General features: G+C 51.1%; 28 protein-coding genes. 16 read left to right on the top strand and 12 right to left on the bottom strand.

Annotation, left to right across the window (positions count from 1 at the left end; genetic code table 11):
• Positions 1–63: 63 nt before the first annotated feature.
• From BLP53_RS08525 to BLP53_RS08495, 7 genes are all read left to right on the top strand, one after another.
• Positions 64–741, top strand: coding sequence for a Fe2+-dependent dioxygenase (locus BLP53_RS08525; RefSeq protein ID WP_091471731.1), 678 nt, complete (start codon positions 64–66; stop codon positions 739–741).
• On the top strand, positions 741–1,838 hold the full coding sequence (locus BLP53_RS08520; protein ID WP_091471923.1) for an alpha-hydroxy acid oxidase: 1,098 nt from the start codon (positions 741–743) through the stop codon (positions 1,836–1,838). Before BLP53_RS08525 ends, BLP53_RS08520 begins: the two co-directional genes overlap by 1 nt.
• Positions 1,839–2,050: 212 nt before the next feature.
• Positions 2,051–2,674 carry a PepSY-associated TM helix domain-containing protein gene (locus BLP53_RS08515; RefSeq protein WP_091471730.1) on the top strand — a complete coding sequence of 208 codons (624 nt, stop codon included), beginning with the start codon at positions 2,051–2,053 and terminating at the stop codon, positions 2,672–2,674.
• 20 nt (positions 2,675–2,694) lie between these two features.
• The gene (locus BLP53_RS08510) at positions 2,695–3,225 is read left to right on the top strand and encodes a DUF2271 domain-containing protein (protein ID WP_091471729.1); all 531 of its coding nucleotides are present in this window, start codon (positions 2,695–2,697) and stop codon (positions 3,223–3,225) included.
• Positions 3,226–3,298: 73 nt separating this feature from the next.
• Positions 3,299–4,099, top strand: coding sequence for a DUF4198 domain-containing protein (locus tag BLP53_RS08505; protein WP_091471728.1), 801 nt, complete (start codon positions 3,299–3,301; stop codon positions 4,097–4,099).
• A gap of 3 nt (positions 4,100–4,102) precedes the next feature.
• The gene (locus BLP53_RS08500; RefSeq protein WP_245652728.1) at positions 4,103–5,110 is read left to right on the top strand and encodes an FAD:protein FMN transferase; all 1,008 of its coding nucleotides are present in this window, start codon (positions 4,103–4,105) and stop codon (positions 5,108–5,110) included.
• Between the two features lie 58 nt (positions 5,111–5,168).
• On the top strand, positions 5,169–6,689 hold the full coding sequence (locus BLP53_RS08495; protein ID WP_091471727.1) for a flavodoxin domain-containing protein: 1,521 nt from the start codon (positions 5,169–5,171) through the stop codon (positions 6,687–6,689).
• On the opposite strand, the gene BLP53_RS08490 is transcribed toward BLP53_RS08495, so the two are convergent.
• The 11 genes from BLP53_RS08490 to BLP53_RS08440 form a co-directional block, all read right to left on the bottom strand.
• Entirely contained in the window at positions 6,690–7,004 is a 315-nt protein-coding gene (locus tag BLP53_RS08490; RefSeq protein WP_091471726.1) for a PepSY domain-containing protein, read from the bottom strand.
• Positions 7,005–7,094: 90 nt separating this feature from the next.
• A complete protein-coding gene (locus BLP53_RS08485) occupies positions 7,095–9,176 on the bottom strand; it encodes a TonB-dependent siderophore receptor (protein ID WP_091471725.1) in 2,082 nt (693 codons plus the stop codon).
• A gap of 333 nt (positions 9,177–9,509) precedes the next feature.
• Positions 9,510–9,983 (bottom strand): azurin, encoded by a 474-nt coding sequence (gene azu, locus BLP53_RS08480; protein ID WP_091471724.1) that lies wholly within the window; start codon positions 9,981–9,983, stop codon positions 9,510–9,512.
• 83 nt (positions 9,984–10,066) lie between these two features.
• Positions 10,067–10,282, bottom strand: a complete 216-nt coding sequence (locus BLP53_RS08475) for a hypothetical protein (RefSeq protein ID WP_245652726.1) — start codon at positions 10,280–10,282, stop codon at positions 10,067–10,069.
• 9 nt (positions 10,283–10,291) lie between these two features.
• Complete coding sequence (locus tag BLP53_RS08470; protein WP_091471722.1) at positions 10,292–11,440, bottom strand: PepSY-associated TM helix domain-containing protein; 1,149 nt, start codon at positions 11,438–11,440, stop codon at positions 10,292–10,294.
• Positions 11,441–11,464: 24 nt separating this feature from the next.
• On the bottom strand, positions 11,465–11,884 hold the full coding sequence (locus BLP53_RS08465) for an ExbD/TolR family protein (protein WP_176755239.1): 420 nt from the start codon (positions 11,882–11,884) through the stop codon (positions 11,465–11,467).
• Complete coding sequence (locus BLP53_RS08460; protein WP_091471721.1) at positions 11,881–12,618, bottom strand: MotA/TolQ/ExbB proton channel family protein; 738 nt, start codon at positions 12,616–12,618, stop codon at positions 11,881–11,883. The genes BLP53_RS08465 and BLP53_RS08460 overlap by 4 nt, the downstream gene beginning before the upstream one ends.
• 26 nt (positions 12,619–12,644) lie before the next feature.
• Positions 12,645–13,505: an energy transducer TonB gene (locus BLP53_RS08455; RefSeq protein ID WP_091471920.1), complete on the bottom strand. Its 861-nt coding sequence runs from the start codon at positions 13,503–13,505 to the stop codon at positions 12,645–12,647.
• A gap of 198 nt (positions 13,506–13,703) precedes the next feature.
• Positions 13,704–13,928, bottom strand: a complete 225-nt coding sequence (gene hemP, locus BLP53_RS08450) for a hemin uptake protein HemP (RefSeq protein WP_245652725.1) — start codon at positions 13,926–13,928, stop codon at positions 13,704–13,706.
• Between the two features lie 205 nt (positions 13,929–14,133).
• Positions 14,134–14,751: a 30S ribosomal protein S4 gene (gene rpsD, locus BLP53_RS08445; protein WP_091471719.1), complete on the bottom strand. Its 618-nt coding sequence runs from the start codon at positions 14,749–14,751 to the stop codon at positions 14,134–14,136.
• A gap of 80 nt (positions 14,752–14,831) precedes the next feature.
• Positions 14,832–15,140 (bottom strand): hypothetical protein, encoded by a 309-nt coding sequence (locus BLP53_RS08440; RefSeq protein ID WP_091471718.1) that lies wholly within the window; start codon positions 15,138–15,140, stop codon positions 14,832–14,834.
• A gap of 208 nt (positions 15,141–15,348) precedes the next feature.
• Between BLP53_RS08440 and ilvB the strand changes: the two genes are divergently transcribed.
• The 4 genes from ilvB (at position 15,349) to asd (ending at position 19,770) form a co-directional block, all read left to right on the top strand.
• Positions 15,349–17,112 (top strand): biosynthetic-type acetolactate synthase large subunit, encoded by a 1,764-nt coding sequence (gene ilvB / locus BLP53_RS08435; RefSeq protein WP_091471717.1) that lies wholly within the window; start codon positions 15,349–15,351, stop codon positions 17,110–17,112.
• Positions 17,112–17,603, top strand: coding sequence for an acetolactate synthase small subunit (gene ilvN / locus BLP53_RS08430; RefSeq protein WP_091471716.1), 492 nt, complete (start codon positions 17,112–17,114; stop codon positions 17,601–17,603). Before ilvB ends, ilvN begins: the two co-directional genes overlap by 1 nt.
• A gap of 56 nt (positions 17,604–17,659) precedes the next feature.
• Positions 17,660–18,676, top strand: coding sequence for a ketol-acid reductoisomerase (gene ilvC / locus BLP53_RS08425; protein WP_091471715.1), 1,017 nt, complete (start codon positions 17,660–17,662; stop codon positions 18,674–18,676).
• A gap of 245 nt (positions 18,677–18,921) precedes the next feature.
• The gene (gene asd / locus BLP53_RS08420; RefSeq protein WP_091471714.1) at positions 18,922–19,770 is read left to right on the top strand and encodes an archaetidylserine decarboxylase; all 849 of its coding nucleotides are present in this window, start codon (positions 18,922–18,924) and stop codon (positions 19,768–19,770) included.
• 79 nt (positions 19,771–19,849) lie between these two features.
• On the opposite strand, the gene BLP53_RS08415 is transcribed toward asd, so the two are convergent.
• Positions 19,850–20,698, bottom strand: a complete 849-nt coding sequence (locus BLP53_RS08415) for a LysR family transcriptional regulator (RefSeq protein WP_091471713.1) — start codon at positions 20,696–20,698, stop codon at positions 19,850–19,852.
• A 97-nt stretch (positions 20,699–20,795) separates the two neighbouring features.
• On the opposite strand from BLP53_RS08415, the gene BLP53_RS08410 reads away from it, so the two are divergent.
• From BLP53_RS08410 to BLP53_RS08390, 5 genes are read left to right on the top strand one after another with little or no spacing between them, the layout of a single operon-like run.
• Positions 20,796–22,529 (top strand): diflavin oxidoreductase, encoded by a 1,734-nt coding sequence (locus tag BLP53_RS08410; protein ID WP_091471712.1) that lies wholly within the window; start codon positions 20,796–20,798, stop codon positions 22,527–22,529.
• A gap of 6 nt (positions 22,530–22,535) precedes the next feature.
• Complete coding sequence (locus BLP53_RS08405) at positions 22,536–24,236, top strand: NADPH-dependent assimilatory sulfite reductase hemoprotein subunit (RefSeq protein ID WP_091471711.1); 1,701 nt, start codon at positions 22,536–22,538, stop codon at positions 24,234–24,236.
• A gap of 15 nt (positions 24,237–24,251) precedes the next feature.
• Positions 24,252–24,581 carry a DsrE family protein gene (locus tag BLP53_RS08400; RefSeq protein ID WP_091471710.1) on the top strand — a complete coding sequence of 110 codons (330 nt, stop codon included), beginning with the start codon at positions 24,252–24,254 and terminating at the stop codon, positions 24,579–24,581.
• Positions 24,582–24,591: 10 nt separating this feature from the next.
• The gene (locus BLP53_RS08395; RefSeq protein ID WP_091471709.1) at positions 24,592–25,002 is read left to right on the top strand and encodes a DsrE family protein; all 411 of its coding nucleotides are present in this window, start codon (positions 24,592–24,594) and stop codon (positions 25,000–25,002) included.
• 1 nt (position 25,003) lies between these two features.
• Positions 25,004–25,384 carry a hypothetical protein gene (locus BLP53_RS08390; protein ID WP_091471708.1) on the top strand — a complete coding sequence of 127 codons (381 nt, stop codon included), beginning with the start codon at positions 25,004–25,006 and terminating at the stop codon, positions 25,382–25,384.
• Positions 25,385–25,407: the final 23 nt, after the last annotated feature.

Below are 25,407 nucleotides of genomic sequence, written 5' to 3'. Positions count from 1 at the left end.
GCATTAAACTAAACGCCCGCCAGTTGATTCTGGCGGGCTTTTTTATTGGTTGCGAGATCACCCATGCTGCTACATATCCCTGAAGTATTCACACCAGAACAAGTACAGACACTACGCCAGACGTTACAGGCCGGGCCGTGGCTGGACGGGGCTGTCACGGCCGGGCCACTGGCGGCGGAAGCAAAACGCAATCTGCAATTTTCCACCGAAGCGGCTGAATACCCATCGCTCGCGCAAGCCGCTGCTACCGCACTGGAACGGCATCCGCTATTTCTCTCTGCCGCGTTACCGCAGTCGATACTGCCGTTCATGTTCAACCGCTACACCGATGGCGGCACCTATGGTGACCATATTGATAATGCCATCCAGTTGAACAAATATAGCGGGCAGCGGGTACGCACGGATATTTCGGTCACGGTATTTTTGTCTGACCCCGACAGTTATGAAGGGGGCGACCTGATTATTGAAGATACTTACGGCAGTCATGAAGTGAAACTGCCGGCAGGAGATGCGATTATTTACCCTTCTTCCAGCCTGCATCGCGTGGAACCGGTCACTGCGGGTGAGCGTATCGCGGCTTTTTCCTGGGTGGAAAGCCTGGTGCCCGACGCCTGGCAACGCAGCATGCTGTTCAACCTGGATATGACGCTGATCAAATTGCGTAACCAGCTTGGCAATTCGGAAGAAATCGTGGCCTTGACCGGCCACTACCATAACCTGTTAAGGCAATGGAGCCGCTGATGGCAGCCGCGCCTTTAACTGCGATTCCGGCAGATATTGTCTGTGCCGCCGACTATGAGCGTTATGCCAGGCAACACCTGCCAGAACAGGCCTGGGCCTATCTTCAGGGCGGCGCAGCCGATGAACTGACCCTGCAAGCTAACCTGGCAGCCTGGCCAGCGTTGAAACTATGGCCACGTGCGCTGACCGATGTGCGTGGCGGGCATACTCGCTGCACCCTGTTTGGCGATACGCTGGCCCACCCGATTCTCCTGGCCCCCGTGGCCACCCAGCGTTTATTCCACGAGCAAGGCGAATTGGCGACCACGCTGGCAGCCAGCGTGATGGGCGGCGTGGCGGTGGTTTCTACCCAGGCCTCTCTCCCGCTGGAAGACATTGCCAGCCAGGCACAAGGCCCGTTATGGTTCCAGCTCTACTGGCAAGGCAATCGCGATGCCACACTGGCGCTGGTCAAACGCGCAGAAGCAGCAGGCTACCATGCACTGGTACTGACCGTAGATGCACCGGTATCCGGTGCGCGCAACCGTGAGCAGCGCGCCGGGTTTAGCGTGCCTGCCGCGGTGGCGCAAAGCAATGTTGCCCCCATCGCCATGCCAGCGTTGCAGGAACACATGAGCCCGGTTTTCGACGGCCTGATGACTCTGGCCCCTACATGGGAAGATATTGCCTGGCTCATCCGTCAAACATCGTTGCCATTACTGTTCAAAGGCGTAATGCACCCTGATGATGCTGTGAAAGCCGTGGATAGCGGCGCTGCAGGCGTGGTGGTTTCCAATCATGGCGGACGCGTACTGGATTCTGCACCAGCCACACTCTCCGCATTGGGCGAGGTAGTGGCTGCCGTGAATGGTACAGTGCCTGTGCTGGTCGATGGCGGTATCCGTCGTGGTACTGATATCCTCAAGGCACGCGCACTGGGCGCAACTGCGGTGATGATAGGCCGCCCTTATATTCATGCCCTGGCAACTGCCGGAGCACTGGGTGTGGCGCATTTAATCCGCTTATTGCGCGAAGAACTGGAAATTGCCATGGCGCTGACCGGTTGCCAGACGCTGGACACCATTCATCCCGGTGTATTGGCAGAAAACAAAGACTAATCAGCGAAATGCAACGTTTTTTTGCAAAGACAGGATTCAGCAAACCGTATGGCAGATACAAAAAGATACACAGCCGCCAGGTCTTCACTGGTGAGCGTACCCCTTAATTCTGCTATAATGATATTGGTTCTCATTTACACAAAGACTGTTTTGTGACTGCCTGGTTAATCCGCAATCACATTTAACCGGGCTCACACTCAACATTGCCAGAGATGCAAACACAATTTAATTCCAACCGGGCATTCTGGCTCAAGCATTTATATCGCTGGCACTGGATCAGTTCCGCCGCCTGCCTGGTTGGCATGCTGTTATTTGCCTTGACCGGCATCACCCTGAATAACGCAGGCCATATCGAATCTTCGCCAGTCGTCTCCAAAAAATCGGCTACGGTACCTGCTCCGTTACTGAAACAGATCCAGGCCGAACCGGCTGACGACAAGGCGCCCTTGCCTAAAGCGACGGCTGACTGGATAAGCAATGCCTTGCAGGTGGAACTGGCAGGGGTTCCGGGCGAATGGTCCGACGCGGAAGTGTATGTCTCGCTCCCCCGCCCTGGTGGCGATGCCTGGCTGGTGGTAGACCGCAATAGCGGCGAAGTTAACTACGAGTTAACTGACCGCGGCTGGATTTCCTATTTCAATGACCTGCATAAAGGTCGCAATACCGGCACCGCCTGGAGCTGGTTCCTGGACATTTTTTCAACGGCTGCACTCGTGTTTTCCATCACAGGCCTGTTCATGTTGAGCATGCACGCCAGTAACCGGCCATCGACTTGGCCGCTGGTTGGCCTCGGCGTTGTGATTCCACTGGTGTTGGTCATTTTATTTATTCATTAAGTTATTAGGAGAATTCGTCAATGCGCAAGTGGGTTCCTGCTCTTATTCCGGCACTGGTGGCCGGTTTGTTCAACAACCAGGCAAACGCCGGTGAAATCAATATCAAGGCGACAATTCCGCAAATCAATACTGCAGAATACCATCGTCCTTACGTGGCAATCTGGATTGAGAAACCGGATCAAAGTGTAGAGAAAAACCTGGCAGCCTGGTACAGCCAGAAAAAAGCGGCCAACGGTGACGAAGGTAACAAATGGCTGAAAGATTTACGCCAGTGGTGGCGCAAAAGTGGCCGTGAACAGTCGCTGCCGATTGATGGCGTATCAGGTGCGACCCGGCCAGTTGGTGAGCAATCACTGACTTTCACGGAAGGCAAGGCCCCGCTGGGAACCTTGCCGCCAGGCCAATACAATATTGCGGTGGAAGCCGCGCGTGAAAAAGGTGGCCGCGAGATCGTGCGCGTGCCATTCACCTGGCCGGTACAAAAAGCAGAGCAGGTCAAAGCGGCTGGCCAGCAGGAGTTGGGCGACATTATCATTGACTTGAAACCCTAAGTCTTGAAACCCAGGGCCTTGAAACCTTGGGCCCTGAACCCCTGATTAAAAAATACTCATGAGGAATACACCGATGAAAAAAATGCTTGCTTTAGTTTCGCTGGCGCTGGGCATGTCCGCGCCTGGTGCACAGGCGCATGGTTTCTGGATTATGCCATCCAGTACCGTATTGTCTGCCACGCAGTTTGTGACATTTGATGCCGCCACTTCCACCGAACCGTTCCAGATTGACCATCGCCCGCTGGCGATTGATGGACTGGTCATCCTGGCGCCAGATGGCAGCCAGATGACGCCGGTGAATGTGCTGAAAGGCGAATTGCGCACCGTGTTTGATGCCAAGTTCGACAAAAAAGGCACTTATCGCGTGGAACTGGTACGCTCCGGGTTCCGTGCCAGCTGGAAAGACAGCGACAACAAGCCCAAACGCTTTATGGGTACCGCAGAAGCGCTGGCCAAAGAAGTCCCTGCCGATGCCAAAGACCTGAATATTTCTGAAACCGAAAGCCGCCTGGAAAACTATATTACGCTGGGGAAACCGTCAGCTCTCAAGCCATCCAACAAAGGGCTAGAACTGGTAGCGAGCACTCACCCCAATGACCTGGTGACCGGTGAGCCTGTAGAGCTGACCTTCCTGGTGGACGGCAAACCCACGGCAGACGTAGAGGTTGCCATTGTGCGCGGCCAAATCCGCTACAGAAACAATCCGGAAGAACAAAGCTACAAAACAGACAAAAACGGCAAAATCAAAGTGACCTTTGACCAGGCCGGCATGTACTGGCTGGATGCCGATTTCAAAGACGGCCATGTATCAAACAAGATCGCCAAAGAGCGTACCTTGTCGTATGTGCTGACCCTGGAAGTCTTGCCGCAATAAGCAATGCGCCGTGTCCTGATTCCCCCACACCTGCACACGCTGCCTCCGGCGCTACCCAGCGGGGAGCAGGCCACTTTAAGCGGACAGTCCATGGGCACGACCTGGACTGTCCGTTACATTCATACACCGCCGCACGCGCCAGAAACAGTGCGCGCACTGATACAGAACGAGCTGGATCTCGTGGTCAGCCAGATGAGCACCTGGCAGGCAGATTCAAACCTGAGCCTGTTTAACACCGCCGCTGCCGATACCTGGCACACACTGCCTGACGCATTTTTTACGGTCATGGATTGTGCCCTCCGCATCGCGGCAGACACCCACGGTGCCTTTGACCCGACCATAGGCCCGCTGGTGAATTTGTGGGGCTTTGGCCCGCACGGCCAGCGTACCGTACCGCCCGATACCAGCGAGATCAGCGAAACACAAAGCCGCTGTGGCTGGCGACGCCTGCAGCTGGATCGTGATGGCAAACGGTTGGGGCAGCCAGGTAACGCCTATGTGGATTTTTCTGGTATCGCTAAAGGTTATGGCGTGGACAGGGTGGCCAACGCGCTACGGCAGGCAGGGATAGAAAATTACCTGGTGGAAGTGGGTGGCGAGTTGTATGGAACCGGCCTCAAACCAGATGGCCAGCCATGGTGGGTGGCCCTGGAAACACCGCCTGATATAGCACAGGCCACGGAATCCATTGTGGCATTGCATGGCATGGCCGTCGCAACTTCCGGTGATTACCGGCGCTATTTCACGCACGACAACCAGCATTACGCGCATACCATAGACCCCAGGACTGGTTATCCGGTAGACCGTAGTGTCAACGCACTGATCTCGGTCACAGTGATGCACGATACCTGCATGCAGGCAGATGCGTTAGCCACCGCTTTCACGGTCATGGGCGTATCCGCAGCGCTTGATTACGCCAGCAGGCACAATATTGCCACGCTGCTAACCGAGCAACAGGCAAACGGTCCGCAAGAACACCTTTCCCCGGCGCTGAAAGCCATGCTGGAATAAATAGCGGTCATTCAGGCAGCATGTTTATCCTGATATTTTTTATGCACACCCTCTTCAAATGACTCATACGTCAAAAGCACTTGGCATTATTTTCCTCTACCTGTTGTTTTGCACCTGGATATTCTGGCGCCATCAGAAGAAAAACATGGCTTCCGGCACGGGGCAAACAGATAACCGCTTGCGTGATCACAACAGCCTGCTGGTGGCTTATGCCAGCCAAACCGGTCACGCCGAGGCGCTTGCCAGGAAAACTGCCGAATCGCTCAAGTCGGCAGGGGTTGACACCGAAATATTGCCGCTCTCCGCTATGGAGGCTGCCACCTTGCAGACGTTCAACCGTATCCTGTTTGTGGCCAGCACTACCGGCGAAGGAGATGCACCGAATAATGCGGCCGACTTCCAGCAAAGCGTGATGCAAAGTGACATCAAGCTCCCTCACTTGCAATACGGAATACTGGCGCTGGGGGATTCTGGCTATAGCTTTTTCTGTGGCTTTGGCCATGCGCTGGATGCCTGGCTGCAACATGCGCATGCCATGCCATTATTCGACCTGATTGAAGTCGACCACCTGGATGATGGTGCACTGCGGCACTGGCAATACCAGTTGGGTTTGCTGGCGCACAATACGGAGATGCCGGACTGGGAAGCACCGGCTTACCAGCCATGGTCGCTGACCGCACGTATACTGGTCAATCCGGGCAGCGCCGGCGCACCAGTGTTCCACTTAACCTTGTCGGCACAGCCTTCTGTCATGCAATGGCAGGCGGGAGATATTGCGGAAGTCGGGCCGCGTAACTCGCCACAGGCAGTCGCGCAGTTTCTGGCAACACTGCCCCTGGATGGCAATGTACCCGTCAACGGCGAAGGCTTACCGCTGAAGGAGGCATTGCTGGATAAATTATTGCCACATGACGAGGCTGACTGGAAAATGCTGTCTGGCCTGGATGCTGCGACCATTGTGCAAACTCTCAAACGGCTACCACATCGCGAATATTCGATTGCCTCTATCCCGCAGGATCAACAACTGGAATTACTGGTTCGGCAGACACATTACCCGGATGGCAGGTTAGGCATAGGTTCAGGCTGGTTGACCAGTTATGCGGACATAGGCAACGAGGTTGCGCTGCGTATCCGTGAAAACAGTGCGTTTCATGCACCAGCCACCGATATGCCGTTAATCCTGATCGGTAACGGCACCGGGATCGCAGGGCTCAGGGCTCACCTCAAGGCACGGATTGCACAAGGCCATCACCGGAACATGCTGATTTTTGGTGAGCGCAATGCCGCCCATGACTTTTACTTTCAGGAAGAACTGCGCCAATGGCAGGCACAAGGCGTACTCACAACATTGGTCACGGCATTTTCGCGTGACCAGGCAGAACGTGTTTATGTGCAGGATAAGGTAAAATCACTGGCAGGAGAGATCAGGCAATGGGTACAACAGGGGGCGGCCATTTACGTGTGCGGCAGCGCCAGTGGCATGGCGCCTGCTGTCCATCAGCAATTGCTAGAAATACTGGGTGACGCGACCATGGCAACGTTAACAGCTTCTGCCCGTTACCGTCGCGACGTCTACTAATCACTTCACCAAAGGCGTGCTCTTTCTGGCAGCCTGCCAGAACATCATGGCCGCAGATATCTTTCTGGCTTTGCGCTTCTTCCACCACAGATAGAGACCTGTGACAGACAATATGGCCACGACCAGGCCCATGACAGAAATCAGGATACGCCCCGGCAGCCCAAGAATCCTGCCCGAATGTAGCGGGAACTGCGCCTGCACGATAAGATCACCGGCCGTCCCTTGCCAGGGAATGCGCTGCCCCAGAAACCGCGCATCTGTCGCATCATAGTAAAGACGTTTATGTAATGAACCAAGAAAATGGATTGCGCTCATCAAGCCAGTCAGTAACAGAAAGACGAACGCAAATCACATTATCCTAAGAACCAAGATAAGCACCCACTTGCGTAGGGTGGGTGCTCTGAGTTACCACAAATAGCTTAACTGCGCATCGACAGTACGGGAAGTACCGTAGTAGCAATAAAAGTCACACGCACTGAGGTATTCTTTGTTGAATAAGTTAGTCGCATTAACCTGCAAGTTCCAGTGTTGTGAAACTGGATAACTTGCCATGGCATCCACCAGGGTATAAGACGGTACTTTCTGACCAGGATAATAGCGTTGATCCTCGGTACTTCCATTGTAGCGAATACCAAACGTCAACTTGAGACCATTCAATATATCGCTCTGAAGGCGCTTATAACTGATTTTGACAGCCGCCTGGTTATCAGGGATGAGTGGGGCTCTCACTGTTTGGGTTACACTGAGATCCTGTTCAGCATTGTTACGCGTATAACTTACTCTGGCAGAAACGCTATCACTAAGCAGCCAATCAGACTGTAGTTCTATACCGCGGTTACGTCGCTCACCTGCTTGTATCTGAATATTTGACGCATCTGCAATCAAGGCATTTTTTTCTGTTAAATCAAACAATGCCAGATTGAAACTGGCCTTCATCCAGGTGGGCTCATATTTCATCCCGACTTCCCATTGCTTCCCTTCAAATGGTTTGTATCCTCGGCCATATCCATCTGAGCCCAATTGTGGGTTAAAGGAAGTTGAGTGACTAACATAAGGGGATAAGCCAAGCGGCGTGCGTACCATAATGCTGACATTATGAGTATTCTTGTCGCCGTCATCAGCATTACGCACTAATCCAATATAGGAGCTATTGTCATAGCGATCGTGTCGAAGACCTAAATTGACTAAAACCGTATCGTTCCAATCTAGTTTATTGAATATATAGGTACCCTGTTGCTTCAAACTGAGATCATATGGATTGCCAGTAACGGTAAAAGGTGCACCGTAAACAGGATTAAACATGTCAATATCCGGCACAAACCCAAAGCCGTTATTCTTTGCGTCCGCTTTGCTGCGCTTATAGTCAAGCCCGACCATAAAAGTATCTATAAATTCGCCAAAGGCAAATGTTTTGCTTAGGCGATTATCTATACTATGAACTGTTGAGTTCCCATTGAGATAGGAATAACCGCGATGGGCAAGCCTATCATTATCTGACCCCCAGGCAAATACTCCCACGAAATCATGATCCATCTTGCCATAGCGATAGTTTTGCGTAAATTTGAACTGTTGCCCGAAATCGTGACTAAATTCATAACCAAGCGAATATTGCTTGCGGTCAAAATAATCGCGGTCAGGTTCCCCAAGATTGGTGTGGTAACCGATTTTGCCGTATGGTGTTCCAGTTAGAGAACCATAAGCTGGCATAAAGCCATTGGTCGGCGTGCCCTTTTTCTTGAGCATGCTTGCTAAAACGGTGAGGCTAGTGTGATCTGTAATATCCCAAGTGAGGCTAGGTGCAAAATAAAATTGCTCCATCCCAGTATAATGGATTGGAAAGTCGCCTTTGGAATAGAGACCAACTAAGCGATAACGTACCGAGTCATTAATAATGCCATTGTAATCACCACTGACTGTTCTTCTGTCGAAATTACCAACACTGACATTGAGTTCACCTGCAACATCTGTCATAGGACGCTTGGATACCAAGTTAATAGTGCCGCCAGCATCCGTCGCGCCATAATTGAAAGAGTTAGCTCCTTTAAGAACCTCCACCTTCTCCAACCCGTAAATTTCCTGTTCCCAAACGAAGAATCCATTGTTCGATATGGAAGTGCCATCTAATGTGGTATTGGCATCAAAACCTCTGACCTGGAACCAGTTGGATTTGTTATCAGCACCAAACTGTTTTGATAGCACCCCCGCCTCATAACCCAGCAAATCATCCAGTTTTTTATTGGCACCAATGCTTCTAATATCTTGCTCATTAATGATAGAAACAGATTGGGCAGATGATTTGAAATTGTCTCCGGATTTATCTGCTGACCCGACGACAGCCACCTCATCCAGGGTCACAGTTCCTTTTTGTTCTGCTTCCGCATCCGCCGCGAGTACCGGGCTTGCTGCAAAAGCCAGTAACACCGCCACTACACTTCTCTTGGGTAATAAATATGTGCCGGATTGTTTATTTTTATTGATAAAAGTCATTGAGATCCTCTGCATTCAATTGAAGGTCAGGGTTAACAGGAAGGCCACTATTTTTGTAGTCATTTAATTGCTCTAATTGACTTTAATGATAATAATTATCATTCGTGAAATCAACCGATTTTACACAAAAATACTGTCTTGATATGGATTCGCCACGTGTACTGTTATTCGCAACATCCCCGTAAAGCAATGCTGGCAGCCTGACTGGCCAGCGTATTCAATAATAGTCATTATTGTTAATAAGGAAGTGGCACCTCCCCAAAGCAAATGGCCGGCACAGAAAAATCCATGCCGGCCATTCACTTCAATCTCGTTTATATGATCAGATCAGACTTAAATGAGTTTGAGGGTACCCTTCATCATGGAAGCATGGCCAGGGAAGGAACAGAAGAACACATAGCTACCGGCGGCGTCTAGTTGCGATGGCGCAAATGAGGTACTGGCACTTTCACCACCACCCACGATGGTCGTCGCAGCGACTACACGCGCATCTTGTGGTTTGACAAATGACTGTGTAACGCCTACTTTACTGCCGTCTTGCAGCACCGCTTGTTCATCGGCTTGTTTGCTGATGACCAGGTTATGGCCCATGATGTTTTTGCTCATCTTGCCAGTGTGCTTAAGATTGACCGTAAAAGCCTTGCAGCTTTTGGGCACCGAAATTTCTTTGGTGTTGAAGGTCATGGCATCCGTGGCTTCTACTGTCACATCACAGCGGTCTGCTGCATGTGCGGTTGCTTGCATCAGACACATTGTGCTTGCCAATATTGCCAGCCCTTGTGACCATTGTGTTACTTTTTTTCGCATGATTTCTCCATTTCGTCCAGATGAAAATATTGGCTAGCTACTGGAGTGAAACACTCGATGGCTGGCTGGGTTAAAAAGCGATCTTACTGTCTGTTCTTTAGCGCTGATTTTGGGGTTGATTGACGGTCAGGCTTTAAGTAATAGTAATAAAAAGCCACGGCAACGGGCAGTGCTACAGCGGCATTGGCCACTATTTCCAGGCCGTCATCATAAACGAGCGCGAAGATCAGCCCAGCCAGTGAAATAACAGCGATCACGGCTGGCCAGAAAAATATTTGGGTGAGGGATTGATGTTTCATACGGATCATTTACCCCTGATGCGGCTGCATCCTGTGCGCCATGCTGTCAACATAAATGGCCGGCATGACCTGATGGCGTTTTTTCCACCAGATTTTGAGGCCGGTCCATAACACCACGATACTCAGGATATCGAGCACCAGCCATATCCACTTCAACGACATGCCACCGTAATCACCAAAATGCAAAGGCTGTGAAACCAGCAATGCCACCAGGTACCACGGTAAAGGTCGGCTGTCAGTCAATGTGGCCGTTTGTGCATCAATTAACACGGGTTTGAACAAGCGTTTGGTCAACGGCGTATCCCCGCGCATAAAAATGCCGTAATGATGCTGGCTGGTATAACCGGTACCGGGAAATGCAATAAATCCCAGTTGCATATCGGGCTCAGTTTTTTGTGCCACATCCATGGATTGTTGTAGTGATGCAAACTGTGTCGGTGGCGGTAAATTCTTATAAGGCGCAATCATTTGCGCCATCTGGTCGGACTGCCAGTAGGTCACCAGCAGGTCTGCCCAGGTATTGATCACACCGGTAGCCCCCACCACGAAAAACCAGCTCAGGGTAACGATGCCCAGCATATTATGGATATCCAGGCGCTTCAGCTTCTCCCCGCGCTGATGCCGTATATCGCCAAAAGACAGTTTGTGCATAAAAGGCGCGTACAGCACCACACCGGAAATAATGGCGATCACCAGAAGAAGCCCCATTACCCCCAGAAATAGCATGCCCGGCAACCCAGCAAATAAATCGGTATGCAGCTTGAACATCACATACATAAAGCCTTGCTCTGCCGGCGGCTCACCCAGTACCTGCGCAGTGCGTGCATCCATGACCACATACCGGATGCCAGTGGTGGCATCGGCTGTTTTGCCCATGCTGATGGTCCATTGCAAAGGCTCGTCTTCGTCACGGAACATATACAGCGGCACGTAGCCAGGATTCCGTGATTTTGCAGCCGCCAGCAAGGTATCCATGCTGGCCATAGGGCCGGTATGCTGAATCTCGGGTGTGGCAATATGATCACCCACCCAGTCATGAATTTCGTCACTGAAAACGAGTGGCAGGCCGGTCAGGCACAACAGCAGCATGAACACGGTACAGACAAGGCTGGACCATTTGTGAACCCATGCCCAGCGCCGGATGGTTTTCCGTTGCATATGTGTGACTACCTGCGAATTTATTTATGGCTGTGGCTGGCTGACAAAGCCGACTTTTTTCATACCAGCAGTTTGCGCTTTTGCCAGCACGTCTGCCAATACCTGGTAGCGGGTATTTTTATCGGCACGGATTTGCAATTCAGGTTGCTGCTGTTTGGCGCTCTCATCCTGGAAGCGTGCAGCCAGCACATCGTTAGCGACTTCCACATCATTCCAGTAAAGCTTACCATCAGCATCCACGGCCAGGTCAATCACTTCCGGCTTCTCTTCCAGCGGTTGTGAGGTGGCTTGTGGCAGGTCAATTTTGACTGCATGCGTCAACAAAGGCGCCGTAATAATGAAAATAACCAGCAGCACCAGCATGACATCGACCAAAGGGGTCGTGTTGATCTCGCTCATCGGTTGGGTGTGCTCACCCGCGCTGAATGGGTTGCTGCCTATCATACGTTGCCTTTACTCATCACTTTGGCGTGGATATCCGTCACGTTAGATTTCTGGCCAGGCTTTATCATTAAAGGCGCACCGGTTGTCAGCAGCGTATGCAGATCCTGGGCAAAGCTTTCCAGCTCGGCCATCACGCTACGGTTGGCCTTGATATAAGCGTTATACGCCAGCACGGCCGGAATCGCCACTGCCAGGCCAATCGCAGTCATAATCAAGGCTTCACCGACCGGGCCGGCCACTTTATCAATGGTAGCCACGCCAGACTGGCCAATCGCAGTCAGCGCATGGTAAATCCCCCATACGGTACCGAACAAGCCAACAAAAGGAGCCACGCTGCCCACGGAAGCCAGCACAGACAAGCCGCTTTCCAAACCGGCTTGCTCTTGTGACAACGTGCGGCGCAATTGGCGCGCTATGAATTCATCCTGGCTGCAGGCCGCGCCTAAAGACTGGCTGGCATATTGCTGGTGGTGCTGGGTGGATTCGACCGCAGTCAGTACCAGCCTGAATGCCGGAGATTGCAGCTGTGCATCCTGCAAAGCTTCCTGCAGGGTGGATTTACGCCAGAACTGGCGCACATAGGCTGTCACCTGGCGCTTGTTCTTGAGTACTTGCCAAGCCTTCACCAGGATAAAATACCAACTCAAAACTGACATGGTCAGCAACGTTAGCGCCACAATGACTGAGACTGCACCGCCTCCGGTGATAAATGCCAAACCGCTCGTAGATTGCATGTAAAAACTTCCTTTCCTGTTAAATCTTAATTCAATGTGAATGTCAGTGGCACAATCACGAAAGCACTTAATGCCTTACCACCCTTACGCGCCGGCTCAAACCGCCATTGCCTGACCGCATTCAGGGCAGCCGTATCCAAACGCTCAAAACCACTGCCTTTTGAAATTTCCACCGAATCCGGGCGGCCTTCAGCGGATACCAGGACCTTTAACAACACACGGCCTTCCTCGCCTGCACGCCTGGATAATCTCGGATATTCCGGTGGGGGGTTCTTTAAATAGGCGACACCGAACTTGGGTGGCTCCTCTTTTTCCTCCACGACTTCCTGCTTGGGTGGCGCTGCCGGGACTGGTGCAGGGGTGGCGGATGCCGCTGCCGGCGCTTCCATCGGTGGTGGTGAAGATTGTGTACTTGCCTCAAAACGTGGCTGGTCTGGCGCAGGCTCTACAATACGCTCCACCACAGGCGCAGGCCGCTCAACAGGTTTCATCGGGGTTTCTTTAGGTTTGACGACAGGTTTAATGACTGGTTTTTGCTTGATTATCGGCACAACCTCAGGCGCAGGTGCTTCTTCTTTCTTGGCTGGCAGGGTAATCAAAGATACCGTCATCGGCGTCAGTTCAGGCGGTTTAATCAATGCTTCATGATGTGCAAACACCCACCATACCAGTGCAGCATGCAGAGCGACCACTGCCAGCATACCCACCCCATACCAGCGCTGGCTCCGGTTTTGCAGGAGCCACTCTTCCGTGGCCAGCACGGACCAGCGGAACGCCCCCGCCAGTTGCCCAGGCTGCTTGTGATGCAGGCTCAGGGGCGGCACGGGCGAGCTGTGTGGCACAGCAGGCTTTAACGACAACGCATTGATTGATTCACGCGGCAACATCAGCACAAACCTCGCTCATTTCTGTTAGGGAATCATTCACCTAAAGGTGAACGATTTTCATTACACTTCTTTTCGACAGTTGTTGATTGTTCATATAACTTTCGTAAAGGCAGGTAGTGATTATTTCGTAAAGATTTCCGGCAAAACCGGATTCAATTGCCCGGGGGCATCAAACAGCCCCAGGAGCACATGGATAAATCATGGATGCGGATCAAGCTTATGCGTACTCTCAAATGCGCTGATATTGCGGCATTTTGTCAGCAGCAACTTATTCTGCTTGGTACGCGTTAACCTATATGTTTCGCCACCATGCAAAATGGCCAGCTCACCGGCATCTCCCAACAGGTGGGCTGCATCGACCACAGAGACATCAGCACGTGCAACACTTGTCACTACGTCCGTCTCGTTTGATAACGATTGCAATTTGCCACCCATCCTTATATCATTCAGACTTAGAAAAAAGCCGACTTACATGCAGAAGCAATGCGGCATCAGATTTCAAGGAACACCCTTACCAGGGGTATTTGGCGTCTAAATAAAACAACGCCTATTTGAGCAATGACATGTTGGGGTTAGGAGCATTGCTCAAATTCTTTACAAGCAGCCAGATGGCTGCTTTTTTCATGCATTAAACGCGGTTAGCGTAATATTCAACCACCTGTTGCACATCCAGCGGGAACGGCACATCTTCAATCGAAGGCAAGTGACCGACTTTCACGCTCGCTGTTGTGCTATCCACGGACAGCCACTCAGGCTGAGTCAGGCTTGGTGTTGCCAGTGCTTCAACCACGATAGGAATCTTGCGGCTTTTCTCTTTCAAGGTCACCACGTCACCCACTTGCAAACGGATGGATGGAATATTGGCCGATTTACCATTCAGCAGGATATGTCCGTGATTAACCAGCTGGCGGGCAGAAATACCTGTTGGTGCAAATCCGGCCCGGAACACTACGTTATCGAGGCGGCGCTCCAGCAAAGACATCAATTTTTCACCGGTTGGCTCGCTACCTTTACGGGCTTCCAGCATCAAGCGACGCATTTGCTTTTCGCTCACGCCATAGTTAAAACGAATTTTTTGCTTTTCCATCAACTTCACGGCAAAGTCCGAACGACGACGACGCGATGCCTGGTTGCCATGCTGGCCTGGTGGGTTTGGACGATTTTCAATCGATTTGCGTGACAAGCCTGGCAGCTCTACGCCTAAAGCGCGCATAATCTTGAGTCTTGGTCCCGTTGTTCTTGCCATTTGTGTTAAAACCTTTCCTTAAAAATCCTGCAGTTAAATATTTCGCTACTTAATATCAGTAAACCCTATATTGTAACGCATTATTGTATGGTTGAAGAAGGCTCCAAAAAATCCGTCACTACCTGCTGCATGGCAAATTCGCGGTGCGCCTGCAACAACGCCTGCCAATCCTGCAACAACTGCCTGGCCGCCGATTCAATCAAACCGTTTTCCGCATACTCCGGCGCAGTCAATGTTTGCGCCAGACTGCACCCCAGTAACGCCAGATCCTCGGAAGGATTGGTCGCATACCGCGTCGCCACGCAACTCAGCGACACCAGCACAGCGCTCGCAGTCGGCAGGTCCGGGTCAAACAGATCACTTTCTTTCACGGCGAAATCGGCTTGCATTGTGGACTGACCTTCATTCAATCAAGTTTTGTAAATGATAATGTTTCTCATTTATTAAGTCAACCCTTATTTGAAATTATTTTCATCCGGCAAGCGACGGTTTCACTCCTTATAAATAGTGTACGTTTTCCGCGACAATCTTGACCAAATTAGTAAAGCAAGTTAATGTATAGGGTTCAACATTAATTAGCATAATAATCAAGATTTTATGGATTCTTCAGCCCACGCCGCGACCGACTCTCAAGCCAAATCGATGACTGGTGCAGACATTGTCATCAACTGTCTGAATGAAGAAAAAGTCAAATTTGTCTTTGGCTATCCGGGCGGGGCTGTCTTGCATATTTATGACGCGCTCTACAAGCAGAATGGCTTCAAGCACATTCTGGTGCGCCATGAGCAGGCGGCAGTTCATGCCGCCGACGCCTACTCCCGTGCAACGGGCGATGTAGGCGTTGCATTGGTGACCAGCGGTCCTGGCGCGACCAATGCCGTCACCGGCATTGCAACAGCTTACATGGATTCCATTCCACTGGTAGTGATCAGCGGCCAGGCCCCGGTGCCGGCCATTGGCATGGATGCGTTCCAGGAAGTCGACATGGTCGGCGTTACCCGTCCCTGTGTGAAGCATAACTTCCTGGTGAAGCATGTCAAAGATATCGCACCCACTATCAAGAAGGCATTTTTTATTGCCAAAACCGGCCGTCCAGGTCCTGTGGTGGTGGATATTCCCAAGGACATTACCGCGCATGTGGCAGATTTCATCTACCCGAAAACGGTAGAGATGCGTTCGTACAGCCCGATCCTGAAAGGCCATAGTGGCCAGATAAGGAAAGCGGTGAAATTGCTGCTGAATGCCAAACGCCCGATGATTTACACCGGCGGCGGCGTAGTGCTGGGCAATGGTTCAGCAGAGCTGATCAAACTGGCCAAGGCGCTTAACTTCCCGGTCACCAATACCTTGATGGGCCTGGGTGGTTATCCAGCCACCGACAGGCAGTTTGTTGGCATGCTGGGCATGCACGGTACTTACGAAGCCAATATGGCCATGCAACACTGTGACGTGTTATTGGCGGTGGGCGCACGCTTTGACGATCGCGTGATTGCCAATACCAAACATTTTGCCAGCCAGAAGCGCACCATTATTCATATCGATGTTGACCCATCCAGCATCTCCAAACGCGTAAAAGTGGATGTGCCCATTGTCGGTGATGTTCAGTCTGTACTGTCCGACATGCTGGACATTCTGGCACAGGAAGAAAGCCAGACCACAGATACCGCTGACTGGTGGACGCAGATTAACGAGTGGCGCGGTATACAGTCACTGGATTACGCTTACTCGGACACCGTGATCAAACCGCAATATGTGGTGCAAAAGCTGTGGGAAGTCACCAAGGGGGAAGCCTATGTGACCTCCGACGTAGGCCAGCACCAGATGTGGGCTGCGCAATACTATAAATTTGACAAGCCACGTCGCTGGATCAACTCCGGCGGCCTGGGTACCATGGGTGTAGGTTTGCCGTATGCCATGGGCTGCCAGTTTGCCGACAAGAATGCGCAAGTGGCCTGTATTACCGGCGAAGGCAGCATCCAGATGAATATCCAGGAACTGTCGACCTGTGCGCAATACAGCCTGCCAATCAAGGTGATCCTGCTGAATAACCGCTACCTGGGCATGGTGCGCCAGTGGCAGGAGTTCTTCTACGAAAACCGCTACTCCGAGTCTTATATGGACAGCCTGCCCGACTTCGTCAAATTGGCAGAGTCTTATGGCCATGTCGGCATGCGCATCACCAATCCTGCCGATGTGGAAGGCGCGCTAAAAGAAGCATTCGATAAAAAAGACAAATTTGTGTTTATGGATTTTGTAACCGATCAAAGCGAAAACGTATTCCCCATGGTTGAGAACGGCAAAGGCTTGTCAGAAATGGTACTCAGCCCACTGTCTACCAGCCGCCTGAAAGGGGAACAATAATGCGTCACATTATTTCCCTGTTGATGGAAAACGAAGCCGGCGCGCTGTCACGCGTGGCTGGCCTGTTCTCTGCCCGCGGTTACAACATTGAATCGCTCACAGTCGCCGTGACTGAAGATCCTACCCTGTCGCGCATGACCATTGTGACGACGGGTTCCGATGACGTGATCGAACAGATTATCAAGCAACTCAACAAGTTGATTGACGTGGTCAAAGTGCTGGACCTCAACGATGGCAAGCACATTGAGCGCGAACTGATGCTGGTCAAGGTGAAAGCCACCGGCGTTTATAAAGACGAAATGAAGCGCATGTGCGACATTTTCCGCGGCCGTATTATCGATGTGGCCGACAATAGCTACACTATTGAGCTTACCGGCTCTTGCAGCAAACTGGATGCATTTATTGAAGCCCTAGACCGCAGCGCGATTCTGGAAACCGTGCGTACCGGCGCGTCCGGCATTGGTCGTGGCGACCGCATCCTCAAAGTTTAATTGATACTATTTTTACTTATATACCCAAGCATTTGTATTGAAAGGCAAAAGCAGACATGAACGTTTATTACGACAAAGACGCCGACTTAAGCATCATTAAAGGCAAAAAAGTAACCATCGTGGGCTACGGCTCCCAGGGTCACGCCCACGCAGCCAACCTGCGTGACAGCGGCGTAGAGGTCACGATTGGCTTGCGTAAAGGCGGCGGTTCATGGGCAAAAGCTGAAGGCGCTAACCACAAAACCATGGAAATTGCCGCAGCAGTTAAAGATGCTGACGTGATCATGGTATTGCTGCCAGATGAAAACATGGCAGAAATCTACAATGCCGAAATCGCACCTAACCTGAAAAAAGGCGCTGCGCTGGCATTCGCCCACGGTTTCAATATCCACTACAACCAGATCGTGCCACGCGCTGACCTGGATGTGATCATGATCGCCCCTAAAGGCCCAGGCCACACTGTGCGTTCCGAATACCTGAAAGGCGGCGGCGTTCCTTCACTGATCGCTGTTTACCAGGACACTTCCAGCAAGGCCAAAGACATCGCATTGTCTTACGCAGCGGCTAATGGCGGCACCAAAGGTGGCGTGATCGAGACTGACTTCCGTGAGGAAACTGAAACTGACCTATTCGGCGAACAGGCTGTGCTGTGTGGTGGCGCGGTTGAACTGGTGAAAGCCGGTTTCGAGACTTTGGTTGAAGCGGGTTATGCGCCTGAAATGGCCTACTTCGAGTGCCTGCACGAACTGAAACTGATTGTTGACCTGATGTACGAAGGTGGTATCGCCAACATGAACTACTCCATTTCCAACAACGCGGAATATGGTGAGTACGTCACTGGTCCACAAGTGATTAACAGCCAGTCCAAAGATGCAATGCGTCAATGCCTCACTAACATCCAGAACGGTAACTACGCTAAACAGTTCATCCTGGAAGGCCGTACTAACTATCCAGAAATGACTGCACGTCGTCGTTTGAACGCTGCTCACCCAATCGAGCAAGTAGGTAACAAACTGCGCGCCATGATGCCTTGGATTGCGAAAAACAAATTAGTAGATCAATCTAAAAACTAATGTTTTTGGTGAATTGCTCGGCAATTAAAGACTCAATCTAAAAACGAATTGTTTTTGATAAGCAATCAAAGCCTCACGGTTTCATCAAAATTCTGATGAAACTGCCATAGGCAAAAAGCACAGGTCGATGTAATATCGCCTGTGCTTTTTTTATAACTAAATCATTGAATTAAGACGTTACTCCCCCTTTGCTGGAGTGACGATCAGGCCTGATAATGGACTGAGACTAGAAGAGGATATTCAGAGTGAAACTCGCCATTCTGCTGCAATACATCGCCCCCAAACAATTGCTGACCGCTGCCGCCGGAAAACTGGCGCACTGGCAAGCTGGCCGCCTGACCACCGCCTTTATCGGCTGGTTTGTGCGCAAGTATCACGTCAATATGGAAGAAGCACTCAATGGCGATATTGCGAGCTATGCGAGCTTTAACCTGTTCTTTACCCGTCCATTGAAACCGGACGCCAGACCACTGGAGAATAATGCTTTTGTCTGCCCGGTAGACGGTGCCATCAGCCAGTTTGGCAAGATTGCAAACGGCCAGATTTTCCAGGCCAAAGGCCATCACTACACGGCACACACGCTGGTCGGTGGCGATGCGGCATTAGCCGCTAATTTCGACAATGGGGCTTTTGCCTGCCTGTATTTAAGTCCCAAGGACTACCATCGCATCCATATGCCCTGCGCTGGCAAGCTGTTGCATATGACTTATGTGCCGGGCGATTTATTCTCGGTGAACCCGCTGACTGCCGCCAATGTGCCCGGCCTGTTTGCGCGTAACGAGCGCGTGGTGTGTACGTTTGAATCTGCCCAGCACGGCAAGTTTGTCATGGTGCTGGTCGGTGCGACGATTGTCGGCAGTATGGCCACCGTCTGGCACGATGCCAAAGACCACATTATTAACCCGCCACGCCCGGGCAAGCTCGTGCATTGGGATTACAGTGACCGCAATATCCATCTGGAACAAGGTGAGGAAATGGGCCGTTTCCTGTTAGGCTCTACCGTGGTGATGCTGTTTGAAAAGGGCGTACTGGACTTCAATGCCAGCTGGCATGCAGGCAAACCTATCCGCCTGGGCGAAGCAATGGGAAATTAAAGATCAGTCATCTGTTATTTTTCCATTTCCACCACTGTTCGAGACGGCCCTTTCCTCCGCCCTGTCATCTGGACTTTACTTAATGTTGCGACCAGTCAAAGTCTTTTTTCGATGACTCCCTGAGTTTAGCCAATACTTGTGTCATGACTGCGTTTTTACTATTCCGGGGATACATCAGGTAAATCGGGTAAGAGAACTCCGGTGCTGTCTCCACCTTTTCCAATTCACCGTTTTCAATATAGGTTTGCACCACACGGCTGCGGAAATAGCCACTGCCGCCATGTTCCAGGATATGATTCAAGGCCAAAGGCCCCAGATTGATCGACAGGCCAGGTTTGGTAAACTCGACTAAAGCGGAATCATGTTGCTGCTTGAAATAATCACCCCAGTCTATATAGATATAGGGTTGCGGATTCTGGCTGGACCTCACCATAATCAGCTTTTCCTCAAGTAACTCCTCAATCTGCATGCCAGACCAATAGTCGGGCCTGTGTACCAGCGCAGCATCCATCACTCCTCCTTCCAGTTGCTTATGCAGGGTAGCCGCTTCACTGACTTCCACCCGGATGGCAATAGAGGGAATTTCCACTCGCAAAAAATTAAACCATTGCAGCAGAAGCGGATTCCAGAGGCTGATCTCGCCGCCGATGGTGATGGAATTGGCCGTGCCTTCGGGCAGGGGAAGATCCCGCCTGGCGGCGTGCCAGGTTTGTACCAGCTGCTGCGCATAAGCAGTAAACCGGATGCCATTATCTGTCAGTTTGGCGCCGCTCCGGTTACGCACAAAGAGCTGGCAGCCAAGTAATTCTTCCAGTGTTTTGATACGGGTAGTGATGGTGGTCTGGGTGACATGCAAGCGCTCGGCTGCCGCAATAAAACTGCCTGACTGAATGATTTCGAGAAACGTTCTAGCAAGTGTGATATCCATATATCAATATTTTTCATATTAACTGAGATTAAATTTCATTATTAATTAATTTTATCTCAGTTCATAATGCGCCATCAATTAATTTAATAAATCCATAATGAGTGTGAAAAGCAGGCCGGAAATATTCAAAGAAGCGCATTGGAAAGAAATTATAGAACTCACCAGCCGCCTGGATAAAACGCAGAGCCTCTGGCTATCGGGTTACCTAGCCGGGCGTGTGGATAGTGAATCAGCAGCGGCAGACTCAGGCAACCCCGGTGAAATCGTGGTATGCCATGGCGGAGAAACAGGCAATTCCAAGAAAATCGCCTTGCAGCTGGAAAGTACCATGCTGGGCCTTGGTTACCAGGTCAAAGTAGTCGATCTTGCCCAGATGACCTTGCGCCAGTTTGCAAAATTTAAACAGGTCATCATCATTTGCAGCACGCACGGAGATGGCGACCCTCCCGAGCCTATGACCGCTTTTTACAATAGCCTGATGTCGTCCACTCTCTCCCTGGAGGATATGCGTTATGCCGTGCTGGCGCTGGGAGACTCTTCGTACGAGCACTTCTGTGTCACCGGCATCAATATTGATGAGAAACTGGCTAAAGCGGGTGCCAGCCGGATACTGGAAAGACAAACCTCCGACACGGACTTCCAGAAAGTGGCCGACCCCTGGATAGAGAAGCTCCTATCCAAACTACCGGCTGCAACCAGTGAAACGAGTACTTACACGCCGGCAATCAGCAAAGCGGATGCAAAAGAGGTCGACCGCAACAACCCGGTCAGCGTCAAAGTGATAGAAAATATCCGGCTGTCGGCGGCTACGCGGCCAGATGCTATCTATCACCTGGTGCTGGATATGGAAGATGTTTCCCTGCCATTATCTGTCGGCGATGCCGTAGGGGTATTCATCAAGAATCCTGCTGCAATGGTGACAGAATTATTGCAGGATGCGCATCTCAAGCCTGAGCAAATGGTGAGCCTGGACGGCGTCAACCTGACGCTGGAAAACGCGCTCACGAACAAACTGGACATCACGATTCCCAGCAGGAATTTCGGTCAGTTGTGGGAGTCACTGGATACCACCGGCACATTTCATGCCGCGATGGGAGAGTCGGAAAAAAGCAAGAAAGACTTCCTTAAAAGCAAACCGTTGTTGCAGTTGGTGAAAGAGTTCCCGGTCACCGTGAATGCCCAGCAGCTGGTGGATGTGCTACGCCCCTTGCAACCGCGGCTTTATGATATGACCAACAGCTGGAAGCAGTCACCTGATGAATTGCATCTGTGCATCAAAAAGTACCACTATGCCAGCGGGAGCGAAACCTACCAGGGCGTTGGTTCAAATTACCTCGCGTCTCTGAATGAAAATGATGCGGTGGCAATATTTCCGCATAAACACCAGCGATTCCACATGCCAGAGAGTCCTGAAGTACCGTTGATTCTGATTGCAGACAGTACAGGTATTGCCCCCTTCATCGCATTCCTCCAGGAAGTTGCATGCGGGGAAAGAAGTCATGACTGCTGGCTGATATTTTCTGAGGCCGTATTCGAGGATGATTTCCTATACCAGTCAGAACTGATCCAGTTGATGCAGTCAGGCGTTTTGAAACATCTGCATCCGGTGTTCTATGGCGATCACAGTGGAAACAAAATCTTTGAAACCATTGAGAACCACCAGGATATCTTCAAGGCATGGGTAAACCAGGGCGCGCATGTATATCTCAGTGGCGATAAAGCCATCCTGACCAAAGCCGAAGAGTCCCTCAAAGAATGGGCCAAGTCCCGGCAGGAACTCCATTTTGATGCGCTGATCGCAGAGAAGCGTTTGCATAAAAACTTATATTGAGCCGGTATGAAGAATAAATTTGAAAGCCTAGTAAACAGACTCGATGAGTTCAATAGTAACGAGCTGGTCAAATACGAGAGTAATTACCTGCGCGGCAGCATTAGCGATAGCTTGCAGGATCCAGTGACCGGTAGCGTCGTATTCAACGACACGTTGCTGCTCAAGTTTCACGGTATTTACCAGCAGGATGACAGGGATCTGCGGGCAGACCGGCAGAAAAGATTCCTGGAGCCCAATTACCAGTTCATGGTGCGTATTCGCATTCCCGGCGGTTTGTTAAGCCGGGAGCAGTGGCTGGGGCTGGATGATATTTCCAGAAAATATGCGGAAAGAGGTTTGCGGATTACGACCCGGCAAACCATACAGTTTCACGGCGTCAGAAAAGGCAAGCTAAGAAAGTTCATGCAGGCCCTGAGAGACATTGGCCTGGATACCATTGCCGCCTGCGGCGATGACAGCAGGGGCGTGGTGTGTGGCGGCAACCCCATGATTTCCAGTATTTCCAGAAGCGTACAGGAGCTTGCCCAGAAAACCTCGCAACGGCTGATTCCCAAAACAGCGGCCTACCAGGAAATATGGTACGAGGAAAAGCCGCCAGTGCAGCCTGTCAATGCTGAGCCGGTGTACGGCCCGTTGTATTTGCCGCGCAAATTCAAGGTAGGCTTTGTAATTCCTCCCATCAATGATATTGATGTCTATGGTCAGGATGTGGGATTCATTGCCATTGTCGAGAAAGGCAAATTGCTGGGCTTCAACCTCTGTGTCGGCGGTGGCATGGGCCAGATTGATACCCGGGAAGATAGTTACCCTCGCCTGGCTCAGGAAATCGGGTTTGTGCAGGCTGACGAAGCAGCAGAAGTGGCAGAAATCTGCATGGAAATACAACGCGATTTTGGTGACCGCCAGGACAGGCATCGCGCGCGCTTCAAATACACGCTGGATCGCCTTGGCATACCGTGGTTTCTGGATGAATTGCAAAAGCGCCGTGGCAAGCCATTAGCAGCAGCAAAACCTGTTGCATTTACACAAAATGGCGACGAGCTAGGCTGGAAATGCGGTGATGACGGCCTCTGGCAATGCACGCTTTATATTGAAAGTGGCAGGGTCAACAAAGCCCTCAGAGATCAACTGGCCGGACTTTTCCAGGTATTCGGTGGCCGGGTCAGACTGACAACCAACCAGAACCTGCAACTGATCGACATACACGATTATGAATTAAAGCAGCTCAAGACCAGGCTAGCAGATCTGGGACTGGATGTTTTGATAGACCCCAACCGGCAGGCAGCCAATACCCTGGCATGCGTGGCATTACCTACCTGTGGCCTGGCCATGGCGGAAGCGGAGCGTTATATGCCGGCCTTCCTACAGAAATTCAATCAGCTAAAAGCAAATTACGAACTGAGCCACCTGCCTATCACCTTGCGCATTACCGGTTGTCCCAATGGCTGTGCACGGCCTTATATCGCAGAAATCGCCCTGACCGGCAGGGCGCACGGTTTGTATAACTTATATCTGGGAGGAAGCCATACCGGGAACAGGCTGGCGAAACTATATGCGAAAAACGTCAATGAAGGAAAAATCCTGGGCATTCTCAACGACCTGCTGCAGCGCTACAAATCATTAGCGCATACAGAAGAAATGTTCGGCGATTTTCTGGTCAGGACAACATTAATTGATGAAGTTACATCAGCCAAGGAACATGCGTAAAAAAAGGAAGGTAAAGTGAAGAAGAACTATTTATTTATTCAAAGCCAGGACCTGTTTTATGAGGCAAGAACCAGCACTCAATACAAGCTGGCCATTGCCTTGGCCGAAGCGCAAGGAAATGTCAGTATCCTGCTGGTGCAAAATGCCGTGCTGGCCACAAGAAAAGGCGTGAATCCTGCCGTGTATGCTGATCTGCACCGGCACAATATCGATGTCTATGCCGATGAGCTGTCCTTAAACCAGCGTGAAATATCTGCAGATAACATTAATGAATTTGTGAAACCCGCACCGCTAAACATTGTGATTGACGCCATGTTGAACGGTGACAAAGTTGTATGGTGGTAATGGAGTAATCATGGAAAATAAAAAACTGACATTCGCCTTTATGGACCCGCCTTTCGAAAACGAAAGAACAATTACATTTTTCAGGCTTGTAGATGCAGCGCTGGATGCCGGTGCCGATATACAGGTGTTCGCCTATGAAGGCGCCGCAGCCCTGGCCTTCGCTTTGCAGAAAGCCCATGGCAATTCTGTACACCACCGTGATACAGAACAGGAAGCACACCCCCTAACCAAGGATTGGGTAGCAGCTTTACAGAAAAAGGCCGAGCGACTGGGCCGGCAACTGGATTGGGTGAACTGCGGCCTGTGCGTGGATGAGCGCGGCGTCAATGAAAGTATCCCCGGTTGCAAACGCGGCTCACCGGCAGACCTCTGGCGCTATGCTGACAGCTCATTCAATACTTTGGTCATTGGGACACGATAATATGAAAATTCTACAAATTGTTGAACAGGCATTCAGGACACTGGTTGAAGAACAGGATGACACCATTCTCTGGTTAACCCAGTCCATGGCGGGCGCCGGCGCAAACGTGGAAGTGCTGTTGTCGGGTAATGCCGTCTATTATGCCGTGATGAAAAACAGGCAACCTGTCATCAAGATTGGCGACTGGGTACAACAGGAACCCGCCGATATCCCCAGCGATATTGACAGAATGCTGGCGCAAAATATTCCGGTATATGTCTTGAATAGCGAACTGGAAGAGCGCGGCTTGAATGCCAGCATGCTGAGACCGTCAATCAAGTCTATCAATCAGGTGCAACTGGTGGATATCTACCACCAGGTTGACCAGGTTTGGCAATGGTAGATGGCTGACATAACATCAAGAAA

Origin of the sequence: Methylophilus rhizosphaerae, from assembly GCF_900100975.1 — a bacterium.
GTDB lineage: Bacteria > Pseudomonadota > Gammaproteobacteria > Burkholderiales > Methylophilaceae > Methylophilus > Methylophilus rhizosphaerae.
Note: the sequence above shows the minus strand (reverse complement) of the source record. Positions and strands in the feature narration are given on the sequence as shown.

Bases quoted from the DNA above. Each gene is read 5' to 3' on its own strand.
- BLP53_RS08525 (WP_091471731.1), top strand. From the start codon at position 64: ATGCTGCTACATATCCCTGAAGTATTCACACCAGAACAAGTACAGACA.
- BLP53_RS08520 (WP_091471923.1), top strand. From the start codon at position 741: ATGGCAGCCGCGCCTTTAACTGCGATTCCGGCAGATATTGTCTGTGCC.
- BLP53_RS08515 (WP_091471730.1), top strand. From the start codon at position 2,051: ATGCAAACACAATTTAATTCCAACCGGGCATTCTGGCTCAAGCATTTA.
- BLP53_RS08510 (WP_091471729.1), top strand. From the start codon at position 2,695: ATGCGCAAGTGGGTTCCTGCTCTTATTCCGGCACTGGTGGCCGGTTTG.
- BLP53_RS08505 (WP_091471728.1), top strand. From the start codon at position 3,299: ATGAAAAAAATGCTTGCTTTAGTTTCGCTGGCGCTGGGCATGTCCGCG.
- BLP53_RS08500 (WP_245652728.1), top strand. From the start codon at position 4,103: ATGCGCCGTGTCCTGATTCCCCCACACCTGCACACGCTGCCTCCGGCG.
- BLP53_RS08495 (WP_091471727.1), top strand. From the start codon at position 5,169: ATGACTCATACGTCAAAAGCACTTGGCATTATTTTCCTCTACCTGTTG.
- BLP53_RS08490 (WP_091471726.1), bottom strand. From the start codon at position 7,004: ATGAGCGCAATCCATTTTCTTGGTTCATTACATAAACGTCTTTACTAT.
- BLP53_RS08485 (WP_091471725.1), bottom strand. From the start codon at position 9,176: ATGACTTTTATCAATAAAAATAAACAATCCGGCACATATTTATTACCC.
- azu (WP_091471724.1), bottom strand. From the start codon at position 9,983: ATGCGAAAAAAAGTAACACAATGGTCACAAGGGCTGGCAATATTGGCA.
- BLP53_RS08475 (WP_245652726.1), bottom strand. From the start codon at position 10,282: ATGAAACATCAATCCCTCACCCAAATATTTTTCTGGCCAGCCGTGATC.
- BLP53_RS08470 (WP_091471722.1), bottom strand. From the start codon at position 11,440: ATGCAACGGAAAACCATCCGGCGCTGGGCATGGGTTCACAAATGGTCC.
- BLP53_RS08465 (WP_176755239.1), bottom strand. From the start codon at position 11,884: ATGATAGGCAGCAACCCATTCAGCGCGGGTGAGCACACCCAACCGATG.
- BLP53_RS08460 (WP_091471721.1), bottom strand. From the start codon at position 12,618: ATGCAATCTACGAGCGGTTTGGCATTTATCACCGGAGGCGGTGCAGTC.
- BLP53_RS08455 (WP_091471920.1), bottom strand. From the start codon at position 13,505: ATGTTGCCGCGTGAATCAATCAATGCGTTGTCGTTAAAGCCTGCTGTG.
- rpsD (WP_091471719.1), bottom strand. From the start codon at position 14,751: ATGGCAAGAACAACGGGACCAAGACTCAAGATTATGCGCGCTTTAGGC.
- BLP53_RS08440 (WP_091471718.1), bottom strand. From the start codon at position 15,140: ATGCAAGCCGATTTCGCCGTGAAAGAAAGTGATCTGTTTGACCCGGAC.
- ilvB (WP_091471717.1), top strand. From the start codon at position 15,349: ATGGATTCTTCAGCCCACGCCGCGACCGACTCTCAAGCCAAATCGATG.
- ilvN (WP_091471716.1), top strand. From the start codon at position 17,112: ATGCGTCACATTATTTCCCTGTTGATGGAAAACGAAGCCGGCGCGCTG.
- ilvC (WP_091471715.1), top strand. From the start codon at position 17,660: ATGAACGTTTATTACGACAAAGACGCCGACTTAAGCATCATTAAAGGC.
- BLP53_RS08415 (WP_091471713.1), bottom strand. From the start codon at position 20,698: ATGGATATCACACTTGCTAGAACGTTTCTCGAAATCATTCAGTCAGGC.
- BLP53_RS08410 (WP_091471712.1), top strand. From the start codon at position 20,796: ATGAGTGTGAAAAGCAGGCCGGAAATATTCAAAGAAGCGCATTGGAAA.
- BLP53_RS08405 (WP_091471711.1), top strand. From the start codon at position 22,536: ATGAAGAATAAATTTGAAAGCCTAGTAAACAGACTCGATGAGTTCAAT.
- BLP53_RS08395 (WP_091471709.1), top strand. From the start codon at position 24,592: ATGGAAAATAAAAAACTGACATTCGCCTTTATGGACCCGCCTTTCGAA.
- BLP53_RS08390 (WP_091471708.1), top strand. From the start codon at position 25,004: ATGAAAATTCTACAAATTGTTGAACAGGCATTCAGGACACTGGTTGAA.